The sequence below is a fragment of the Chamaesiphon minutus PCC 6605 genome (assembly GCF_000317145.1).
Lineage (GTDB): Bacteria > Cyanobacteriota > Cyanobacteriia > Cyanobacteriales > Chamaesiphonaceae > Chamaesiphon > Chamaesiphon minutus.
In genome coordinates this window covers 915597-935396 of sequence record NC_019697.1, presented here as the reverse complement: position 1 = coordinate 935396, position 19800 = coordinate 915597, and the positions used below count along the sequence as shown (strand labels likewise).

General features: G+C 47.7%; 16 protein-coding genes. 12 read left to right on the top strand and 4 right to left on the bottom strand.

What is annotated here, in order from left to right; translation table 11 throughout:
* Positions 1 to 9: 9 nt before the first annotated feature.
* Positions 10 to 1404 carry an HlyD family efflux transporter periplasmic adaptor subunit gene (locus CHA6605_RS04215; protein WP_015158304.1) on the bottom strand — a complete coding sequence of 465 codons (1395 nt, stop codon included), beginning with the start codon at positions 1402 to 1404 and terminating at the stop codon, positions 10 to 12.
* Between the two features lie 143 nt (positions 1405 to 1547).
* On the opposite strand from CHA6605_RS04215, the gene CHA6605_RS04210 reads away from it, so the two are divergent.
* From CHA6605_RS04210 to CHA6605_RS04180, 7 genes are all read left to right on the top strand, one after another.
* Positions 1548 to 2210, top strand: coding sequence for a TetR/AcrR family transcriptional regulator (locus tag CHA6605_RS04210; protein WP_157259780.1), 663 nt, complete (start codon positions 1548 to 1550; stop codon positions 2208 to 2210).
* A gap of 130 nt (positions 2211 to 2340) precedes the next feature.
* Positions 2341 to 3585, top strand: coding sequence for an RNA polymerase sigma factor (locus CHA6605_RS04205; RefSeq protein ID WP_015158302.1), 1245 nt, complete (start codon positions 2341 to 2343; stop codon positions 3583 to 3585).
* A gap of 100 nt (positions 3586 to 3685) precedes the next feature.
* Positions 3686 to 4162 (top strand): DUF1579 domain-containing protein, encoded by a 477-nt coding sequence (locus tag CHA6605_RS04200; RefSeq protein WP_015158301.1) that lies wholly within the window; start codon positions 3686 to 3688, stop codon positions 4160 to 4162.
* 36 nt (positions 4163 to 4198) lie between these two features.
* Positions 4199 to 4558 (top strand): YciI family protein, encoded by a 360-nt coding sequence (locus CHA6605_RS04195; RefSeq protein ID WP_015158300.1) that lies wholly within the window; start codon positions 4199 to 4201, stop codon positions 4556 to 4558.
* A 127-nt stretch (positions 4559 to 4685) separates the two neighbouring features.
* On the top strand, positions 4686 to 5069 hold the full coding sequence (locus CHA6605_RS04190) for a VOC family protein (RefSeq protein WP_015158299.1): 384 nt from the start codon (positions 4686 to 4688) through the stop codon (positions 5067 to 5069).
* A gap of 72 nt (positions 5070 to 5141) precedes the next feature.
* Positions 5142 to 5627 carry a VOC family protein gene (locus tag CHA6605_RS04185; RefSeq protein ID WP_015158298.1) on the top strand — a complete coding sequence of 162 codons (486 nt, stop codon included), beginning with the start codon at positions 5142 to 5144 and terminating at the stop codon, positions 5625 to 5627.
* Positions 5628 to 5893: 266 nt separating this feature from the next.
* Positions 5894 to 6553, top strand: a complete 660-nt coding sequence (locus CHA6605_RS04180; protein ID WP_015158297.1) for a glutathione S-transferase family protein — start codon at positions 5894 to 5896, stop codon at positions 6551 to 6553.
* Between the two features lie 239 nt (positions 6554 to 6792).
* On the opposite strand, the gene CHA6605_RS04175 is transcribed toward CHA6605_RS04180, so the two are convergent.
* The gene (locus tag CHA6605_RS04175) at positions 6793 to 8352 is read right to left on the bottom strand and encodes an iron uptake porin (RefSeq protein WP_015158296.1); all 1560 of its coding nucleotides are present in this window, start codon (positions 8350 to 8352) and stop codon (positions 6793 to 6795) included.
* 43 nt (positions 8353 to 8395) lie between these two features.
* Complete coding sequence (locus tag CHA6605_RS04170) at positions 8396 to 8899, bottom strand: DUF2269 family protein (protein ID WP_015158295.1); 504 nt, start codon at positions 8897 to 8899, stop codon at positions 8396 to 8398.
* A 135-nt stretch (positions 8900 to 9034) separates the two neighbouring features.
* Between CHA6605_RS04170 and CHA6605_RS04165 the strand changes: the two genes are divergently transcribed.
* Positions 9035 to 9535 (top strand): MarR family winged helix-turn-helix transcriptional regulator, encoded by a 501-nt coding sequence (locus CHA6605_RS04165; RefSeq protein ID WP_015158294.1) that lies wholly within the window; start codon positions 9035 to 9037, stop codon positions 9533 to 9535.
* Positions 9536 to 9845: 310 nt separating this feature from the next.
* Here CHA6605_RS04165 and CHA6605_RS04160 read toward each other — a convergent pair whose 3' ends face one another.
* Positions 9846 to 10877 carry a hypothetical protein gene (locus tag CHA6605_RS04160; RefSeq protein ID WP_015158293.1) on the bottom strand — a complete coding sequence of 344 codons (1032 nt, stop codon included), beginning with the start codon at positions 10875 to 10877 and terminating at the stop codon, positions 9846 to 9848.
* A 594-nt stretch (positions 10878 to 11471) separates the two neighbouring features.
* On the opposite strand from CHA6605_RS04160, the gene CHA6605_RS04155 reads away from it, so the two are divergent.
* The 4 genes from CHA6605_RS04155 (at position 11472) to CHA6605_RS04140 (ending at position 19786) form a co-directional block, all read left to right on the top strand.
* Positions 11472 to 16220, top strand: coding sequence for a non-ribosomal peptide synthetase (locus tag CHA6605_RS04155; RefSeq protein ID WP_015158292.1), 4749 nt, complete (start codon positions 11472 to 11474; stop codon positions 16218 to 16220).
* Between the two features lie 165 nt (positions 16221 to 16385).
* The gene (locus CHA6605_RS04150) at positions 16386 to 17948 is read left to right on the top strand and encodes a metallophosphoesterase family protein (protein WP_015158291.1); all 1563 of its coding nucleotides are present in this window, start codon (positions 16386 to 16388) and stop codon (positions 17946 to 17948) included.
* Positions 17949 to 18335: 387 nt separating this feature from the next.
* Positions 18336 to 19085 carry an HAD-IIB family hydrolase gene (locus CHA6605_RS04145; protein WP_015158290.1) on the top strand — a complete coding sequence of 250 codons (750 nt, stop codon included), beginning with the start codon at positions 18336 to 18338 and terminating at the stop codon, positions 19083 to 19085.
* Between the two features lie 194 nt (positions 19086 to 19279).
* Positions 19280 to 19786 (top strand): nuclear transport factor 2 family protein, encoded by a 507-nt coding sequence (locus CHA6605_RS04140; protein WP_015158289.1) that lies wholly within the window; start codon positions 19280 to 19282, stop codon positions 19784 to 19786.
* Positions 19787 to 19800: the final 14 nt, after the last annotated feature.

The following is a 19800-nucleotide window of genomic DNA, read 5'->3' as shown; positions in this document are numbered from 1 at the left end:
AATTGGGGATTATGGTTGAACTGCTACTTGAACTTGCAAGTTGGTCAATCCGGCAACCTTTTGACCGTCCGCTGGCTCGATGCCGATCCGGACTTTGACCACTCGCCGATCGAGATTTTCGCCCGGTCGATCGGCAAATGTGCTTTGGCGACTGACTGCTAGCCCGATATCGCGTACCGTACCGCGCAGTTCGCCTGCAAACGCCTCGCCTGTAATTTCCACGGATTGCCCCAACCGGACTTTTTTGATGTCCCCTTGGTCGATTTCGGCGACGACCTGCATTCGATCGGTTTGACCGATATCTACGATCCCATCATCTTTGACTACTTCTCCAGGTTTGGCAAAAATATCGAGAACTTGTCCGGTAATGGGCGATCGGACATACGCCTGCGCCAGTTCGGTTTCGACTCGCTTGGCTTGCGCGATCGTCTGGTTTACTTTGGCCTGTGCTGTTTTTACATCCACTGGGCGAACTTCGGCAATTTTACTCAGCGTTCCTTGCGCGGAAGTTACTTGTCGCTCGCCTGTCGATCGAATTCGGGCTAAGACAATTTTGGCCTCACTAATTTGCTTACTTCCGGTCGCGATCGTTCGCTGTAAATTAGCTTTTGCTTCACTAATTTTGCGATCGCCAGTAGCTTTAGTTCGGGCTAATCCAGCCTGCGCTTCATTTAATTGTTGAATGGCCGTATCGACACTCAATCGCTTAGTCTCGTACTGCGATTGAGGAATCGCACCTGCTGCATACAATTGTCTATAACGCCGTAATTCCGATCGGGCATTATTCGATTCGGCTGCTAATTTTTTTACCGTTGCCGATTGCACTTGAATGTCGCCAGCCAATTGTGCTTCCAGTCCAGCTAAATTGGCTTCCTGAGCGGATTTATCCCCCGCTAACTGTGCTGCTAATCTGGCTAAAGACTCTCGTTGCGCTCTTTCTTCACCGAGTAATTGTGCTTGAATCCGCGCGATCTCGGCTGTTTGGGAGTTAATTTCTCCAGTTTTGGCACCCGATTTCACTTGGGCTAATTCTGCTTGCGCTAAATCTACTTGCGTTCTTGCTTCTACTAATAAGCTTTGTAATCGATCGCGACTATCTAAGATCGCAATCGTTTGTCCTGCCTGAATGCGATCGCCGCGTTTGACTAGCAATCGTGCCACTCGATCGTTACTCAATGCCGCAGGCACCGAGATTTTTGTGACTTCGGTTTGGGGTTCTAGCTGTCCCAACGCTACTACTTTCGGTTCTGCTAAAGTAGTCGGCTGTTTGGCTTCTGGCGTTTGACTGCCTTGACTAAATTGAGACATGCCATAATAACCAATCCCAGCGGTTAATGCGGCTGCGGCAAGTGCCCAAACCAGCACCCGCCGATGAGCTGATTTCGACAAGAACTGAATGTTCATAGCAAGTCGATAAAATAATAACTGTACCGTCTGGACGGTATTAATTTATTTATACCGTCCAGACGGTATGCTGTCAAGTCTGTCCGTCTAGATGTTATGGTTGATGAATAAGCCGAGATTCCAGACAGGCGCAATTGTCTTTAGTGAACGAATCCCCCAAATCGATGGCTCCCGATCGCCCGCCCGCACCCAAAGGGGTAGGAAAAATTAGCAAATCTCTATCCGCCGCTGCGACTCGCGATCGGCTGTTGCACGCCACAAGTCACATCATTCAAACCCAAGGCATCGAGCGGCTGACGCTCGATGCAGTTGCCAAGGAAGCAAAAGTCAGTAAAGGTGGGTTACTGTACCATTTTGCGACCAAAGAAGCACTGATCGCGGGAGTAGTCCAATCCCTGATGGATGAATTTGATGCCGATATCGAGCGCGAACTCGCGCTCGATCGATCGCCTGAATCGCCAGGACGATGGCTCAGAGCGTATGTCAAAGCAACATTTAATGGTAAACCCCTAGCTACGAAGCTGATTTCTAGCCTAGTTTTAGTGGCGACTTGCAATCCAGAACTATTGCAACTGGTGCAAGGTAAATTCGATGCTTGGCAACAAAAAATACTAGCCAGTGGACTCGATCCAGTCCGTGCCAATTTGGTGCGGCTGGCTACGGATGGGTTCGGCGATGCCGAGCTGTTTGGCTATATGCCACCGAATCCAGCCTTACGTCAGGATCTGTTGGCGATGCTGTTGGCGATGATTCAGGAAGCCGAGTCTGACGATATCCACATCACAAAAGTACTGGAACAGAGGTAGCTGTTATTGCCCTTTGTGGCTCTATAAGTTTGACATGTCTAATGCTTATGATACTATAGTACTGTAATTTGTTCGATCGCCCAATTACAAGCGCGATCTCCTCCAGTAGTAGTATCCGCCAACGAGACTGATGAATCAGCAAACAGCCGAACCAATTCGCTCGCGGGTGGACGCTATTTACCGCACTGAGTCGCGTCGTGTCTTCGCTACCCCGATCCGATCGATCGGTGACTTCGACCTTGCGGAAGAGGCATTGCACGAAGCCTTTAGTGCGGCGGTGACACAATGGCCGCGCGATGGAATCCCCACCAATCCCCGCTCGTGGCTGATTTCGGCAGGACGCTTTAAGGCAATCGATACCATCCGCCGCCGCACCCGTTTCGATGCTTTTTTGCCAGAAATCGCTCCCTCGATCGATACCAACGATCCGAACTTGCAAGATGCAGAAGATGTTGAAGACGATCGCCTGCGCCTAATTTTTACCTGCTGTCATCCCGCTCTATCGCTAGAAGCCCAAGTAGGCTTGACATTGCGGGAAGTTTGCGGACTCACCACCGAAGAAATTGCTAGTGCTTTCCTGATTGCGCCGACGACATTGGCGCAACGGCTCGTGCGGGCGAAGACGAAGATCCGCACGGCGCGCATTCCTTATCAGGTACCAGAAATCGCCGATCTACCCGATCGATTGGAGGCGGTGCTGCAAGTCATTTATTTAGTATTTAATGAAGGTTACGCCGCCTCATCGGGAACCTCGCTGACTCGCGCCGATCTCGCTGCCGAAGCCATCCGGCTGGGGCGGTTGGTACTAGAATTATTACCCGATGCTGAAGTAATGGGACTGCTGGCGTTAATGTTGTTGCAAGAATCGCGGCGTATGGAGCGGACTTCGGTGACGGGTGACATTATTCTGCTAGAAGACCAAGATCGATCGCGCTGGAATCGAGAACTAATTGCCGAAGGTATCGAATTAGTCCAGCGATCGCTATCATCTTCACAGTTTGGCTCGTATACGCTCCAAGCGGCGATCGCGGCGGTACATGCTGAGGCTCAGAGTACTGCGGCGACTGATTGGGCGCAGATCGTAGCTTTGTATGACGTATTAATGCGAGTGGATCGCTCGCCTGTAGTGGAATTGAATCGATCGGTAGCGGTGGCGATGCGCGATGGCTATTTAGTCGGCTTGCAAGCGATCGATACTATTTTAGCGCGCGGCGATTTGGCGGAATATCATCTGGCACATGCCGCACGCGCCGATCTGTGTCGGCGGTTAGGAAGAATCGATGATGCTAAAGCATCCTATCAACAGGCTTTGGCTCTGGTGAAGCAGGAACCAGAACGGCGGTTTTGGCTAAAACGTTTGGGTGAGTTGGATTAACAGAAATTTTTGAGAATCTGTCGATCGAGCGTCTTGCCAAACGACTATTTAATGAAAGGCGATCGCAGGTCGCTCCGCGAACACATTCAGGAGTAAAACAATGAACGCAGAACCTCAAATTCAACACCGATGGCTAGATAAATTTATCGGCACATGGACGAGCGAAACTGAATTTAGCATGGAACCAAATGCAGAACCCTCCAAAGCCACCGGGACGGAAGTCGTGCGCTCGATCGGCGGTGTTTGGATCGTTGCTGAAGGCACGAGCGATCTGCCCGATGGCGGTGTGGGAACGACGATAATGACCTTGGGATTCGATCCTCGGATCGATCGCTTTGTGGGCACATTTATCGGCTCGATGATGACACATTTATGGGTCTACAATGGCTCGCTCGATCCGGCTCAAAAGGTACTAACTTTAGACACGGAAGGGCTAAATTTTAGTCAAACGGCGATGGCAAAATACCAAGACATTATCGAGTTTGTCAGCGACGACCATCGGGTGATGAAATCGCAAATCTTAATGGATGATGGCACCTGGAATCATTTTATGACAGCGCATTATCGACGACAGTAATCGCTGTAATTAATCAACAAAATTCAGGAGAAAAACATGAAATATATGTTGCTCATTTACAGTGACGAAAATGACTGGACTCAAAGCGAATTGGAAAAATGCTATGCAGATTCCACGAAATTAACGCACGAACTCGATGCTAACGGTCAATTTTTGGGTGCTGCACCGCTGCATTCTGTGGCGACAGCAACGAGCGTGCGGGTACGCGATGGCAAAAAACTAGTGACGGATGGGCCATTTGCCGAAACCCGCGAACAATTGGGGGGCTACTTTCTCATCGACGCAACCGATTTGGATGCCGCGATCGCGATCGCCGCACGCCTGCCATCCGCATCTAAAAGCACGATCGAAATTCGTCCGATCGTCGAACTATCGAGCTTGCCATTAGATGAGTGATGGCGATCTTTTTTAGGAAAATGTGCCGTTATTGTCGATCGATCGAACCCAGATTCGACTATTAAGTAGAACATCCGTTTGCAGTAAAACGGACACCACCACTACAAAACCAAACAGGAGCTAGATGATGAAATCGAATCCCATTACTTGGTGCGAGATCTACGTCCAGGACATGGAACGTGCCAAAAGTTTTTATGAGACTGTATTCCAGATGAAACTAGAAAAGCTCGAAAGTCCGGGGATGGAAATGTGGGCGTTTCCGATGTCGATGGAGGCCATCGGTGGTTCGGGTGCATTGGTACAGATGGAAGGAGTTAAATCGGGCGGAATTGGCACGATCCCGTACTTCCATTGCAATGATGTCGCTGATGAAGAGAGTCGCGTTGTCGCTGCTGGCGGGCAAGTCTTCAAACCCAAAATGTCGATCGGTCAATACGGGTTTATGGCTTTAATTGTCGATACCGAAGGCAATACGATCGGCCTGCATATGCCTCCCCAGGCGACGGAGTGAGAGTGCAAGTTAGCCAAACAGGTTGACGCAGTTCGGCGATGGCGTAAATTCTAATCTCAATGGAGCAGACACATGAAAAAGATAGCAAAGAACACGGTTTGCCTTTGGTATGACGGGAGTGCCGAGGATGCGGCACGGTTTTACGCCGCTACCTTTCCAGACTCTTCTGTTGACGCAGTATACCGCGCACCAGGGGACTTTCCGTCTGGAAAGGAAGGGGATGTATTGACCGTCTCGTTCACCGTAATGGGTATTCCGTGCCTCGGTCTCAACGGAGGATCTGCGTTTAAGCATAATGAGGCGTTCTCGTTTCAGGTCGCAACCGCTGACCAGTCCGAAACGGATCGCTACTGGAATGCGATCGTCGGCAATGGCGGACAAGAGAGTGACTGCGGCTGGTGCAAGGACAAGTGGGGATTGTCGTGGCAGATCGCGCCGCTGGCATTGACAGAAGCGATTGCCGATCCCGACCCTGCTGCTGCCAAGCGAGCGTTCGATGCAATGATGCAGATGAAAAAGATCGACATCGCCACGATCGAGGCGGCGCGCCGTGGCTGAGATACAGACCGTCTCTCCATAATCCCAATGCACATCGCCCGTTGAGAGGCGATCGGTTGAATAACTATGAGGAAATTTATTGCATCTACATTTACTTCACTGGACGACAAACTGCGCGCTAACTACTGAACTCAGGAGTTAGCGGCCTTAACTCCACACTGGATCGTAGCGACTCAACTCAGAACTAATCAACAATAGGAGATTCCACCATGAAAGTCATGGTTCAGGAAAAATCAGGTAAATATTCACACCAAAGGAGATAATCGATGAGTTTAACTTTTTATGCTGCACCCATGTCCACCGCAAGTATTACCGAAGCCGTTCTTGCCGAACTGGGGATAGATTGCGATCGCATCGATCTCGATCTCAGTGCTGGCGATACCAAAAAGCCTGAATACCTCAAAATCAACCCAAATGGCAAAGTCCCCACGATCGTACATGATGGCACAGCAATCTGGGAGTCATCCGCAATCACAATGTATCTCGGAGAACTCTTTGGTGTAGATGCCAAGCTTTATCCCGCCCCAGGGCCACAGCGCGGCGAAGCAATGAAATGGATCGCTTGGAGCAACGTTACCCTAGCCGAATCTGCTGGTCGATTGTTCGTATCGCTACCTCCAGAAATGCAAGGCGATCCGGCAACAAATGCGACCGAACTTGAAAAAGTTACATCCGAACAAAAAAGTGAGATCGCTATGGAGCGAGCAAAGGCTGACATCGCTGATTGTTTCAACATCCTGAACATCGGACTGGAGGGTCGATCGTTCTTAATTGGCGAATATAGTCTTGCGGATACTCACCTCCAGGGCCTAGTCGGCTGGATTGCTTCGATGAATGTCGATCTCACTCCCTTCCCCAATGTTACGGAATGGTTGCAACGTTGTTATCAGCGTCCGGCGATCGCCAAACTGATGGCTGGTTGGTAAACGACTGGTGACTAAATTTGGAGTGCCGAGTCGATTCGGCACTCCCTAGACGATCGACTGCGATCTGCCGATCCGATCTTTGAAATAAACAATCGATTGATGGCGGTTGAAGCTGGCACCGATGTCTCTATTCAAGGTGAGGAAAATATCACCGTTTTCAACTTGGCTGTTTGTCGAGCTGTATGAGCTGATGAAATTTTTAGCTAGAAATCACATCAGCTTGTGAGTCTGGAAAATGCTCAAAAAGAAAATACCGTTCGCACGGTTCCGGTAAATATAGTACCGTTTGCACTTTGATTACTGGGATTATTGACAATCTGGATTGAAGGGGTAACTTGAATATTATCGCTCACAGAAATGCGATAAAAAGCTTCAATGTTGGTTTGATTTGCATTCCCAACTTCATTTGAAATGAATGGCTGTCCGATCGCGATACCTGCCAGACTTCCTTTCATCAAGAGATCTGGAAACGCCAAGCCAGCCATCCAATAGTTAGGATTGATATTGCCAAATGTTGTATTTTCATAATTGCCATAGCCATAACGACCGAACAATGCAATCTGTGGGTCGAGCTGTAATTCGACGTTAACACCAGCAACATCAAATCGACGATCGAAAACTTCTCCGCCGCTATATTGTAGGCGTACTGCCACAGCTTTTGAAGGTGCATATTCTAACTCCGCAGTATATTGATGCGTGTCGCCAAACAGTCCGCGATTGCCCCCCTGAATGGGATAGAGCAGAGGTACGAATGAGGCACCGCCTCGAATCGGGCCTTGACTGCTAGAATTTGCGGCATCGCGTGCTGAGTAGGTTGCCCGCAGACTAAACGATCCTCGATCGGGATTCCAATCGATCGCGCCGCCTGCACTCGGCCCATCATTTGTCATTAGCAGCAGATTGTTGACAAATATCTGGGAGTTAAAGTCTCGAAAGCTCAGATTGGCATAACGATTGCGATCGATATAATCGCTGATGCGAATGTCAGGGCCGATAGCCACTTGTAAATCTGGGGTTGGCTTGAAAGCATAAACTAGACGACCGATCCCAATCGTGTTGCGGGTCGGTGGTTTGACTGAGAAATCGATAACACTGCCAAATGTCGGTTCCAACAGCCCTGTCACATTCGTTGTTCCCCCACCACTGCCAGTTTCTAGCAAAATCCTCAAGGCATCTGTGCCTGTAAAACTGGTGTTCAGATCTAAAGCAACTCGGTATAAAGCCGTTGAATTAGGTTGCTCGTTAGCAATCTGTCGGCCTTGAGCGTCGATAATCCGCTCTCCTGTAAAGCCACCCGCGTTGACAGCTACGATAACTTGTCCTCGCAGCTTGGTTGTCGGTGAGAATTGCTGCCTATCCAGTTTGTTCGCACTATTTGCGAGCGTGTTGGCACGTTCTCGAATTCTTGATAGTTCTGTCGCAAATTCTTGTTGCAAGCGGCTGAGTATGTTTAAATCCTCTGGGCGAATTGAAACTGTACTCGAACTTGCTGACAGTTTATCGATCTGAGTGAGGCATTTATTTAGTCCTGTCGCAAACTCATAACGCGTCAGGGCACGATCGCTTGGAGCGGTAAAATCGTTGGGATTTGCGGTGATACAACCGTAGCGTTCGATTAACGATCGAATAGCCTGGAGAGATCGCTCGCTTGGCCGAACATCAGAACGCTGTTGTCCTGAAGTGAGATCCACTGCTACAGGGAATTTTTCAGCTCCGACTGAAGCAGTAAGTTCTGCCAGCACAGAGTTAGCCGGAAGTAGCAGTAAAAACATCGAGAGCGGGAGGGGAGACCAGTTCATAAGCAGTTATCGTCCGATTAATAATGCACGCTCATTTATTCTTTTAACGGCTTGTCTTGCGTCGGCTCCAGGGTTTGACTGTCGAAATAAAGATGATTATTATCAGCACTATTGTTTGCAAGACTCCACCTACCATGACTGCGTTCTCAAGTCGAAGGTAGTCGGCATTTTGCCATGCTTGAGAGCGTGCCGTTTCAGAAATTGTGGTCATCTCCTTCGTCCAAGGCCCCAGCCAAATCGATCCAGCCACGATCGATATCAATGTCAACAGTTGTTTTACCATCACCCAGTTATGTTTGAAAAATCCCCAGTTGGTGAAGCTACAAAGCAGAACTCCAGTAATAACTGACAGCACCGCCGCAGGTACGATGATGAATTGCCCCATTAAATTACGGGCAACATTGATTCCATAAAGTGCATCGCCATTGGTTAAAGCGCGAAGGCTTAAAGCTAAAGCCGCAGAACACAACGCTGTCCCAAACCATAAACCGCCGGCAGTGATGTGTAGACTCAGCAACCAGTTTCTCTGATTTATATTCAGTTTCATGATTTATCTCAAAAAGTTGACCGCCTTATAGTTAGCTGGCTAACTAATATTAGAACTTGGCAGTCAGTCAGATGTCAAGAGGTTGTCGAAATTTGTTTACCGCCTTATCATAAGGAGACTAAATATCTCTGTTTTATGCAAGTATTTCCAGGTCGGGAGACATTTGACGAACTCGAACGGGATTTTCCAGATTTTGATGCCGAATCAGTGGAAACCTGTCTGGCGTTTCTCAATTGTGCAACGGAGGTTTACACGGCCTTCGATGCTCATTTCGAGCGTTATGGACTCTCAGCGGGAAAATTTACACTGTTGATGCAACTGTATGTAGCAAAGCAGGGAATCGTCCCATCAGAATTTGCCGAACGAGCCAATGTCACACGGGCGACGATTACAGGTCTGCTCGATGGCTTAGAACGCGAGAATTTAGTGCGACGGCAGCCGCATCCGAGCGATCGGCGAATGCTCACCGTTTGCCTCACAGAACGGGGAAGCGCACTTCTGGAAAATATCTTGCCCGATCATTTCTGCCGTACCAAAAGATTGATGGCAAATTTAACTAGCAAAGATAAAAAGACTCTAATTAATTTGCTCAAAAAGCTGAACTCTGGTACTTCAGCGTTGTCCGACCCTAATTGAAGCGACGGTTTCTGCAAAAACGCTTACAGGAATTGGGGTGACAGAAATTTTTGAGAATCTGTCGATCGAAATTCGTCCGTTGGCGAAGCCTCTTCTCTGGAGAATCGTCGAATTATTCGGTTTGCCACTAGACAAGTAATTGAGATCGATATGTCGATCGTTAACTGCCAGATATCAGTAGCTAAAAAACTCCAGGTTTAATTGGGAGATCGTTTCACCAAGCGGGATGCTGACAAATAGGTCGGCATCCCACGAACGAATAATATTCAGAACTACATTGCTACTGCCAGATCCAGCAGACAAGCTGGACTTATTTGGCAATTTCCGCCCAGGCTGTCGCGATCGACTGTAAAGACTTGGGTACGCGCTGTTTCTCAATGCTGGTATAGCTAGTGCTACTGCCAATTCCTTGGAGCGTGACTGTCGGCACATCGGCTACAGATGCTGAAGTTAAATAACTCAATCCGTTTAAGTTTGCAAAGCCTCGACGAACTAATAACGTTTTGAATCGATCGAGTTGTGTTGGCGTCAGCGTTCTGAGGAGTATCGGACGCGATCGAATATTGGGGGCGGTAATTAAGCGGGTAACTTTGCCATCAGTAGCTAGGGTGGCGACTGTCGTTCTGCCTGTAATATCGCCCGAAGTAGAACTAGTAAATAAGATGTTTGGATCTAAAGCTGCATCGGTGGAGACAAACGAAATCGCCACTGGCGCGACAGCATTACTTGCTGCTGTATTTTGGACGATGCGACTAGCATTGCGATCGAGATGATACACCCAACTGCGCCGCTCATCAGCTAGCACTGTTTGCCAACCTGGAATCGCAATTTTAGTACAAGCTCGATTGGGCGTCACAATCCCCAGACAGCCATCAAATGTTCGCGGTGCGATCGCTGTGACTCGGAGTTTAGCGTTCGCGATGCCCAGCTCTCGATTGGCAAATTGCCGTAACTTCCGCGCGACAGGTAGTGGTAAGACAGCTTGGGGCAATGTTTCTGTCCGCAGATTTTTGCCCGTATTATCGGTGCGGTAGATATAACTTTGGCTGCCATCGGTTGCTTCGACTCGCCAACCATTAACTGTTGCTTGCGTACATATTTCGTCAGTTTTGGCTAAGCCCAGACAGCCATCCGGCCAAGCTTGCTGCGAAAAGCTCTGAACTTTTAAGCTAGCAGATGGGACTTGAAATTGCCGCACAATGTCTCGTTTGATGCTCTTTTCGACTGCTGCGGGTAAGACATTGGCTTGCGCAATTGCGGGCGATGTTACGGGCAATAAGATCGAAATCGGAGCCAAGATCGCAATCCCGATGGCCACGTAACCATAAATTCGGCCTAACATACATCAACCTTAAAGACTAATTTCTTTGACTGACTCGCGCCTCGTTTGGTTTCACTAAGCTGTTACTCATTTAATTTACTTACCTCCTCCCCGCTGTCTTGTCTTGACGCACACAACCTCCCGTTCGTTGGCGGAGCCTTCCCGAAGGGAGCTGCGTCGCTGTCTCACTTCCATGGTCGGGGAACTCGACGCCTTGTGAGCCGCTCCCCGCTTTCAAAAAATCTAACATGTGATTTAAATGTTCGACAGCTTATCCAGCAATTGTGCGATCGGTCGAGCGTGGGCAACAGGCGACAAGATATTTCGATCGCTCTAAAGAATGATTTATCCAAGCAGGTGTGTGTGCTACATTATTGGGCTAGGGGATGCTCGATTTAACTAGCAATTTACGTTAATAATTAATGGTTGTGAAGGGGTGTAATTATGCAGACGATCGAGTTTTTAGCCGATCTTCACACTTTAGATCTACAAGAATCTCACGTAGGGTGGGCAGTGCTCGCCATCTAGATCTCAGGCATTTTGGATCTGATAAATATTTGTGCCGATCTACGAGCAACTTGCGTTAATAAATAACTGTTGTGAAGGAGTGTAATTATGCAGACGATTGAGTTTTTAGCTTATCTTCGTAGTTTAGATATTCAAGTTGTTATCGAAGATGAGAAGTTTCGCTGTACCGCTCCTGAAGGCACTCTGACACCAACACTGCGAGCAGAAATTCAGGCACGTAAAGCAGAGATCGTGGCATTTTTGGCTGCAACCCATCATCCCAGTCATCACACTTGTGGGTCACTGGTACCGATTTCGCGATCGGGACATCTACCGCTTTCTTTTGCTCAACAACGCCTGTGGTTTCTCGATCGATTAATTCCTAACAATCCTTTTTACAACATTCCTTTAGCCCTCAATTTAACAGGTACGATCGATCTGGCGGCACTAGAGCGGACTTTTAACGAAATCGTGCGCCGACACGAAGCTTTGCGCACCACGATGGCGATCGAGTCAGGGCAACCCGTTCAAGTTATCCATCCGACACTTGCCATCCCCTTGCCAGTTATCGATTTAACGCAAATACCAGCAGCCGAACGCGAAATTCGATCGCGACAGCTTACCGAGCGAGCAGCTCAAGAGCCATTCGATCTATCAACCCCTCCGTTGCTGCGAGTCAAACTGCTGCGACTGGAACAGACGCGATTCATCCTCCTGCTGACGTTACATCATATTGTCGCTGATGGTTGGTCGCTGGGGGTACTGATGCAAGAGATCTCCGCACTCTACCCCGCCTTTGCTAGCAATCGTCCCTCGTCGCTGCCAGAACTACCGATCCAATATGCAGACTTTGCTTACTGGCAACGCCAATGCTTGCAAGGTCGAGTTTTGGCAACCCAACTCAGCTATTGGCAACAGCAATTAGAAGGCATTTCGCTCCTCAATTTGCCCACAGACCGACCGAGATTATCAGCTCAAACCTATCAAGGGGCAAGGCAGCCACTGCAATTATCACCTCATTTGAGCTGGGCACTTTTAGCTCTGAGTCAGCAAGAAGGCGTCACTTTATTTATCACTCTGTTAGCCGCATTTCAAGTTTGGCTGTGCCGATATACCCAGCAAGAAGATATTGCGATCGGTTCGCCCATTGCCAATCGCAACCGTAGCGAAATCGAAGGGTTAATTGGTTTTTTTGTCAATAGTTTAGTATTGCGGACAGACCTTTCTGGAAACCCAACTTTTCGAGAAGTATTAAAGCGAGTTAAACAGGTTGCTTTGGGAGCATATACCCATCAAGATTTACCTTTTGAAAAGCTTGTAGCCGAACTAGATCCAGAGCGGAGCTTGAATAAAAATCCACTATTTCAAGTGGTATTTGCATTGCAAACTGCACCTATATCTGCGTTAGAGTTGCCCGATTTAATTTTAAGCCCGTTACCATTTACCACAGAAACAACTCGTTTCGATCTGGAGCTTCATTTGTGGGAGCCAAATACTCAAAATGGATTATGGGCAGATAGTTCGGATGGAATTAGTGGTTTTATAATTTACAGTACCGATCTATTCGATGCCGCGACGATCGAGAGGATGACAGGGCACTTTCAAACCTTGCTAGAAGGGATAGTTGCCAATCCAGAACATCAAATCGGCTATTTACCACTTTTAAGCAAATCTGAGTTAGATACTGTCTTAGTTGAATGGAACGCTACTCAGCGAGATTATCCGCAAGATACTTCTGTAGATCTGTTATTTGAGAGTGTGGCGCGGCAATATCCCGACTCGTTAGCTTTGGTATCGGCACATGAACAGCTTACTTACAATGATTTAAATATCCGTAGTAATAAACTCGCACATTATTTAAAAAAAGTTGGCGTAAAACCAGAAGTTTTAGTAGGAATTTATGTCGAACGCTCTTGCGATTTAGTCGTCGGCATGTTAGGCATTTTAAAAGCAGGTGGAGCTTATGTCCCGATCGATCCCACTTATCCAGCCGAACGGGTAAATTTAACGATTCGAGATGCGAAGATCTCAATATTATTAACTCACGAATGCTGGCTCGAAAAGGTCGAAAGTAATCACGTCCGATCGATCTGTATGGATACAGAGTGGGCAATTATCGAGCGAGAAGCTGAAGCTAATCTCGCTCGTCAAGTTGGATTGAATAATCTGGCTTACGTTATTTATACCTCTGGCTCTACTGGCAATCCTAAAGGTGTAGAAATCGAACATCGTGGATTGTTAAATCTGGTATGTTGGCACCAACAAACGTTGGCAATTTCGGCGATCGATCGAGCGACGCAGATTACTGGTGTTGGTTTTGATGCCTGCGGCTGGGAAATTTGGCCTTATCTTAGTGCCGGATCGAGTATTTATTTTGTACCAGACGAAATTCGCCACATGCCAGAAAGATTACGAGATTGGTGGATTGAAAAAGCGATAACTATTGCTTTTTTACCAACTCCACTAGCCGAGAAAATTCTGTTATTAGATTTTACACAGAATACGAGTTTGCGAATCTTACTTACGGGTGGCGATAAACTAAGTAATTATCCTCAAGCCGAACTTCCATTCCAGTTAGTTAATAATTATGGGCCGACTGAAAGCACTGTTGTAGCAACTTCGGGGCGGGTCGATCGTGAGGAACGCGGCGATTTAGCCCCTGTAATCGGTCGCGCGATCGCCAATACACAGATTTATATTTTAGATAAATATTTACAGCCAGTACCGATTGGTATTCCAGGAGAAATATACATTGGTGGTGATGGATTGGCACGAGGTTATTTAAATCGTCCAGAATTAACTAGCGAGTGCTTTATCGATCGTAATGTTAACGATCGCTTAACAGTACGACTTTATAAAACTGGCGATCGAGCGCGCTATCGCATCGATGGTAATCTTGAATTTTTAGGTCGTCTCGACGATTGCGTTAAAATTCGCGGTTATCGGATTGAGTTAGGCGAAATTGAATCAGTACTAAATCACCATCCAGCAGTAAGTCAAGCTGTCGTACTAATGCGTGAAGATCGAGGTGAAAAAACTTTAGTAGCTTATGTATCGACCCAGAATGGGTATAGCATAGAATCAGACAATAGTCGATCGATTCAATTGCAAGACGAGCAAGTTTCAGAATGGCAGATGCTCTACAACGAAACCTACACTCAACCTGTAAATTTCGATCCCAAATCGAATATCGTCGGTTGGAATAGCAGTTATACAAGTCAGCCGCTGCCAGCAGAGCAAATGTCTGAATGGATGAATAATCAAGTCGATCGCATTTTGGCTTTCCAACCCCAGCGAGTATTAGAAATTGGGTGTGGCACGGGGTTAATGTTATTTAGAATCGCTCCTCACTGCGAGCGATATTGGGGGACTGACTTTTCGTCAGTTTCGATCGACTATATTCAGCAACAATTAGCACGCCAAGAACTGCCACAGATTCAATTATTCGAGCAAATGGCAACCGATTTCGATCGAATCGAACCAGCAACATTCGATACCGTAATTCTTAACTCCGTCATCCAATACTTTCCCACCATCGATTATCTAATTAACGCGATTGCAGGTGCGATAACAGCAACTGCTCCTGGCGGTCGGATCTTCATCGGCGACGTCCGCAGTTTGCCCCTATTAACAGCTTTTCATACATCAGTACAACTCGATCGAGCCGAACCAAGCCTCACTTGCCTAGAGTTGCAGCAACGGGTACAAATGCAGATATTTCAAGAACCAGAATTAGCGATCGATCCAGCTTTTTTTACAGCTCTACAGCAACAATTCCCGCAAATCGATCGCGTCCAAATTCAACTGTTGCGGGGCAAATATCGTAATGAGTTAACTGGGTTTCGTTATAACGCGATCCTGGAGATTGGGGACGAAACTTCACGCGCCGAACTCGATGGCGATCGTGACAATCATTCAGCACTGAACTGGTCGCAAGCCAATCTGAACGTGCCCAAAGTACGTCAGTTATTAATAGACGAGCGACCGGAAATTTTGAGCATTCTCAACGTGCCTAATGCGCGGGTAATGTCAGCAGTAACAGCCGCAGCATGGCTAGCAGACGGATCGGATTATAAAAATGTCGGTCAAATTCGTAAAGCCTTGCAATCGCTCGAAATCGGCGTAGATCCAGAAGATTGGTATGCGATGGATATTCCTTATCGAGTCGAAATTACCTGGTCGAGTTCGAGTAGTCAGGGCGATTATGACGTAATGTTTATCTGCCAAGAGCCAGTCACACAAGGCACTATTTCTCGACATCATTCGACTGACATTCGCCCCTGGCATTCTTATGCCAATAATCCGCTCCAAGCCAAAGCCGCACGCCAATTAGTGCCGCAATTACAAAGTTATCTAGCGCAAAAACTGCCGGAGTACATGCTGCCATCAGCCTTTGTAGTATTAGACTCGCTACCGCTCACAGCCAATGGTAAAATCGATCGCCGCGCCTTAGCAGCATTGCCCGATCCGAGCGCATCTCGAACGCGAAGCGCGCCACCAATGCGGTCGCCAGATCGGTACATCGCCCCTCGAAATTCGATCGAGCGCGAACTTGCCAACATTTTTGTCGAAGTTTTGGGACTCAAACGCGTGGGAATTTACGATAATTTCTTTGAATTAGGCGGTCATTCATTACTGGCGACTCAGCTCGTTTCCAGAGTGCGCGACGCCTTACAGATCGAGTTACCTTTGCGGAGCGTCTTTGAAGCCCCCACGATCGATCGACTAGCTCGAGTGGTGGCAAGCCTTCAACAGAGCCAAGCTCCCAGTCAAGCACCAGCTTTGGTACCACTATCGCGCGAAAGTCGGCGGATGAAGTTGTCAGCTTTCGATCGCAAGCCCCAAGGAAGCCAGTAGCGGCAAGCGGCGATCCAATCGAAAATATTCCTTCTATTTAGCGATTTTATAGAGACAGAAATTCGCTATTCTGGAAAGAAATCTGACAGATGAAGCCCTATTCGCAAATAGTTAGCTCACAGCACAGTTTCAATTGCTCCCGCTCCCCGCTCTCACTAAATTGTAATGAAGTTAGTTTCCGATCCGACTATCGCCCGCAAAATGGCCAAAATGCAGGAAAGAATGCGGTGGCATCATCCATTATTTCAAAAATTGGGAATCGATCGCACGCAACTAGTCTTAGACGACAGGATCGAGCCAGAGCAAGGGTTCACATTTTGCGTGCTGGGAGACAGCGGTAGTGGCGTGCGGCGGCGCGATAGTCCCCAGCGACGTGTAGCGAAGCTCATGCTGCAAACAGCACCCTGGGCGCAATTTATCCTGCATACTGGTGATGTCGTCTATCTAGTCGGATCGAGCGAACAGTATCCAGAGAATTTTATTAAGCCTTACCGAGAATTATTAGTGGGTGGCGATTTTGCCAAACAGATTCGCTATGATTCCATGATCTTCAATCGCCCCTTCTTGCCCGTACTCGGCAATCACGACTACTACGACTTGCCGATCGGTTATGGCGTATTGTCGCAGTTATTGCGCCCAGTGCGACAAGCTTTTCGTTATTACATCGATTTGGATGTGGGTTGGCACGGTTCATATCAGGGCGATGCTTATGCTAAAGCCTTCTTAGATTATCTCAAAGATATCCCCGACTCAGAACTCCAGCAGCATCTAGAGCGGCACTATACAGCCCAGACTTCTACAGGTAAAGGGTTGAATTATCAACCAGGTAAGTTTACCCGCCTCCCCAACCGCTATTATCGGTTTCGCTATGGGGGGATCGACTTTTTTGCGCTCGATTCTAACACCTTTAATGCGCCGTTACCGCTCGAAGCCAACGAACGGGGCGAGCTGCGCCGCCAGCAATTGCTTGCAGATCTAGAGCGATTGCAAGCCGAGCGCGAGGAACACTTGCAAATCATCCACAACTTAGATCCCAACAATCCCACACAACCGATACCGGGCGAACAGGAATCTCTTGACGAGTTACTCGGCAAAGTCGAACAGATCGAAGAATTAATTCGCGATCTAGAAAAACAATTAGATCCCAATACCGCAGGCGAACAAATAGATTACGAGCAACTAGAGTGGCTCGAACGCGGACTGATCGAATCTTGGCAAGACAAAACCGTGCGCGGCAGGATGATTTATTTTCACCATCCACCCTATGTTACCGAAGCAACCAAATGGCACCAAGGTCAAACCCTAGCCGTGCGCCATTATTTACGTGGTGTATTCGATCGCGTCGCGCTAGCACTCAAGCCACTCGTAGATAACCGTCCCCTCGTAGATCTAGTCCTATCTGGTCATGCCCATTGCTTTGAATATATCGAAACCCTAGACACCGGACATGCCGACCGAGGGATAAAGTGGGTTGTCTGTGGTGGGAGTGGTTTTAGTCTGCGCCGCCAACGTCAGGAAGGGAATGTCCTCCAAGAACGGATCGATGGCAAGTTGCAGGATGTCGCCGTATCGCATCAGTTTATCGGCAAAACCGGACGCGGCACGCAAAAACGTCACGCTTACTCATTTCTTCAAGTCGAGGTTTTACCCGGACGGGATCTCAAATTCAATCTCAAGCCCCAAGTTGCTGAATATCATCAGCATCAGTGGCAATATTATACTAGTTGAGAGTTGATAGTGAATAATCGAACGTTTATCGCTTGCACCGATAACCCGTAGGGGTGCCCCTTGTGGGTACCCGAAGATCTCCGATCGCACCGATAACCCGTAGGGGTACCCCTTGTGGGTACCCGAAGATCTCCGATCGCACCGATAACCCGTAGGGGTACCCCTTGTGGGTACCCGAAGATCTCCGATCGCACCGATAACTAGTATCTAATCGATATAATTACATCACGATTGCGTGGAGTGCCCTTTATGGGTACCCTGAGATCGTGCTGTCGATCGCGATCGATCGCCCGATCCAGATGTGATGCCAATTGCAACAACGGCGATCGATAAATTAGCAAACTTCAACCACAGCAAGGTTTCCTAATCCATAATCCAAAATCCAAAATGGTCTTACCCCTAATAGAGCGACTGACAGATATTCGGCTGATTGCGACCGATGTTGATGGTACCCTGACTCGTGAGGGTAAATTTACCACCGAGCTTCTACAGGCGATCGATATCCTTAATGCCAAAGGCATCAAGTTACTATTGGTTACAGGTAGATCTGCGGGGTGGGTGAGTGCTGTCAATAATTATCTGCCCGTAGCTGGATCGATCGCCGAAAATGGTGGGGTATATTTCCAGTCAAATTGCAGTGGTTTCGATTTTCTGACGCGACTCGAAAGTATCGAGGAGCATCGCTCCCTTTTGGCAGAGCGGTTTTGGGAATTGCAATCACGCTATCCCCAAATCGAAGAATCGAGCGACAATCAGTTTCGCATCACCGATTGGACATTTGACGTAGCGGGGTTGACAGACGCAGAATTAGGCGCGATTGCGACTCAGTGCCAACGGTGGGGCTATAGTTTTACCTTCAGTACCGTTCAGTGTCATATCAAGCCGCCACAGCAAGATAAAGGAGTGGCAATTGTACGAGTACTCAAACTCTATTTTCCCGACATCGCACCTACCCAAATAATTACCGTTGGCGATAGTCCTAATGATGCGACGATGTTCGATCGAGCATTATTTCCGCTCTCTGTCGGTGTTGCCAATATCCAACATTACACCGATCGATTGCCACATCTGCCGCTGTATATCACCAAGTTGCCCGAAGTTGCCGGATTTTGTGAGTTAGTAGAGTTATTAAATTAAGGCAGAGGGGGTATTAAATCTCGACTATCGAAGCGAGTAGATTCAACAACATATTAATTTACCGCCACTTATTACCCAAAGCTGCCATAATTTTAACTCTCGAACAGATTGCTGACGCAGACAGCAAGCGATCGCTGGAACCTTTAGGGTGCCAATAACGTCAGTCCGGGCAATGCAGTTAATTAATATGACAAATGATCTCATCTACCGCCAGAAATTCGCTGGTTTCAGCTATTTCGCTCTCGATCGCGATCGTGGCAATTGCACCCGCACAGGCAGATAATAAGGCCAAAATTCAACCGACGATCCAAACAAGTTACGATCGCATCAATGCCGCCTTTGTCCGGAAAGATATTCAAGGTGCCACTGCACTTTTTACTCCCGATTACGTGAGCATTAGCCCTAAAGGGGAGAAACAAACTTTATCAGAATTTCGCGAGCATTATAATAATCTTTTTACACGATTCAATATTAAATTAACATCTAATAAAGCCACTATCAAAACTATCGATACTAATGCGAGTGGCATCGATGTGGCAATAGAACAAAAGACCGAAGGCACGATTGCTGGCTTTAACAAGATCGTCATCAACCAAACATCTCGCGATTCTTGGCTAAAAACTCCCCAAGGTTGGCGATTGAAACAAAGCAAAATTTTAACCAGTCAGACTACTTTTAACGGTCAAACTTTTAAAGGATAAATCTAATTTAGATT

Coding starts and splice junctions, on each gene's coding strand:
- CHA6605_RS04195 (WP_015158300.1), top strand. CDS start 4,199: ATGAAATATATGTTGCTCATTTACAGTGACGAAAATGACTGGACTCAA.
- CHA6605_RS04165 (WP_015158294.1), top strand. CDS start 9,035: ATGCAAGTATTTCCAGGTCGGGAGACATTTGACGAACTCGAACGGGAT.
- CHA6605_RS04140 (WP_015158289.1), top strand. CDS start 19,280: ATGATCTCATCTACCGCCAGAAATTCGCTGGTTTCAGCTATTTCGCTC.
- CHA6605_RS04185 (WP_015158298.1), top strand. CDS start 5,142: ATGAAAAAGATAGCAAAGAACACGGTTTGCCTTTGGTATGACGGGAGT.
- CHA6605_RS04175 (WP_015158296.1), bottom strand. CDS start 8,352: ATGAACTGGTCTCCCCTCCCGCTCTCGATGTTTTTACTGCTACTTCCG.
- CHA6605_RS04170 (WP_015158295.1), bottom strand. CDS start 8,899: ATGAAACTGAATATAAATCAGAGAAACTGGTTGCTGAGTCTACACATC.
- CHA6605_RS04215 (WP_015158304.1), bottom strand. CDS start 1,404: ATGAACATTCAGTTCTTGTCGAAATCAGCTCATCGGCGGGTGCTGGTT.
- CHA6605_RS04155 (WP_015158292.1), top strand. CDS start 11,472: ATGCAGACGATTGAGTTTTTAGCTTATCTTCGTAGTTTAGATATTCAA.
- CHA6605_RS04190 (WP_015158299.1), top strand. CDS start 4,686: ATGAAATCGAATCCCATTACTTGGTGCGAGATCTACGTCCAGGACATG.
- CHA6605_RS04205 (WP_015158302.1), top strand. CDS start 2,341: ATGAATCAGCAAACAGCCGAACCAATTCGCTCGCGGGTGGACGCTATT.
- CHA6605_RS04145 (WP_015158290.1), top strand. CDS start 18,336: ATGGTCTTACCCCTAATAGAGCGACTGACAGATATTCGGCTGATTGCG.
- CHA6605_RS04150 (WP_015158291.1), top strand. CDS start 16,386: ATGAAGTTAGTTTCCGATCCGACTATCGCCCGCAAAATGGCCAAAATG.
- CHA6605_RS04200 (WP_015158301.1), top strand. CDS start 3,686: ATGAACGCAGAACCTCAAATTCAACACCGATGGCTAGATAAATTTATC.
- CHA6605_RS04160 (WP_015158293.1), bottom strand. CDS start 10,877: ATGTTAGGCCGAATTTATGGTTACGTGGCCATCGGGATTGCGATCTTG.
- CHA6605_RS04180 (WP_015158297.1), top strand. CDS start 5,894: ATGAGTTTAACTTTTTATGCTGCACCCATGTCCACCGCAAGTATTACC.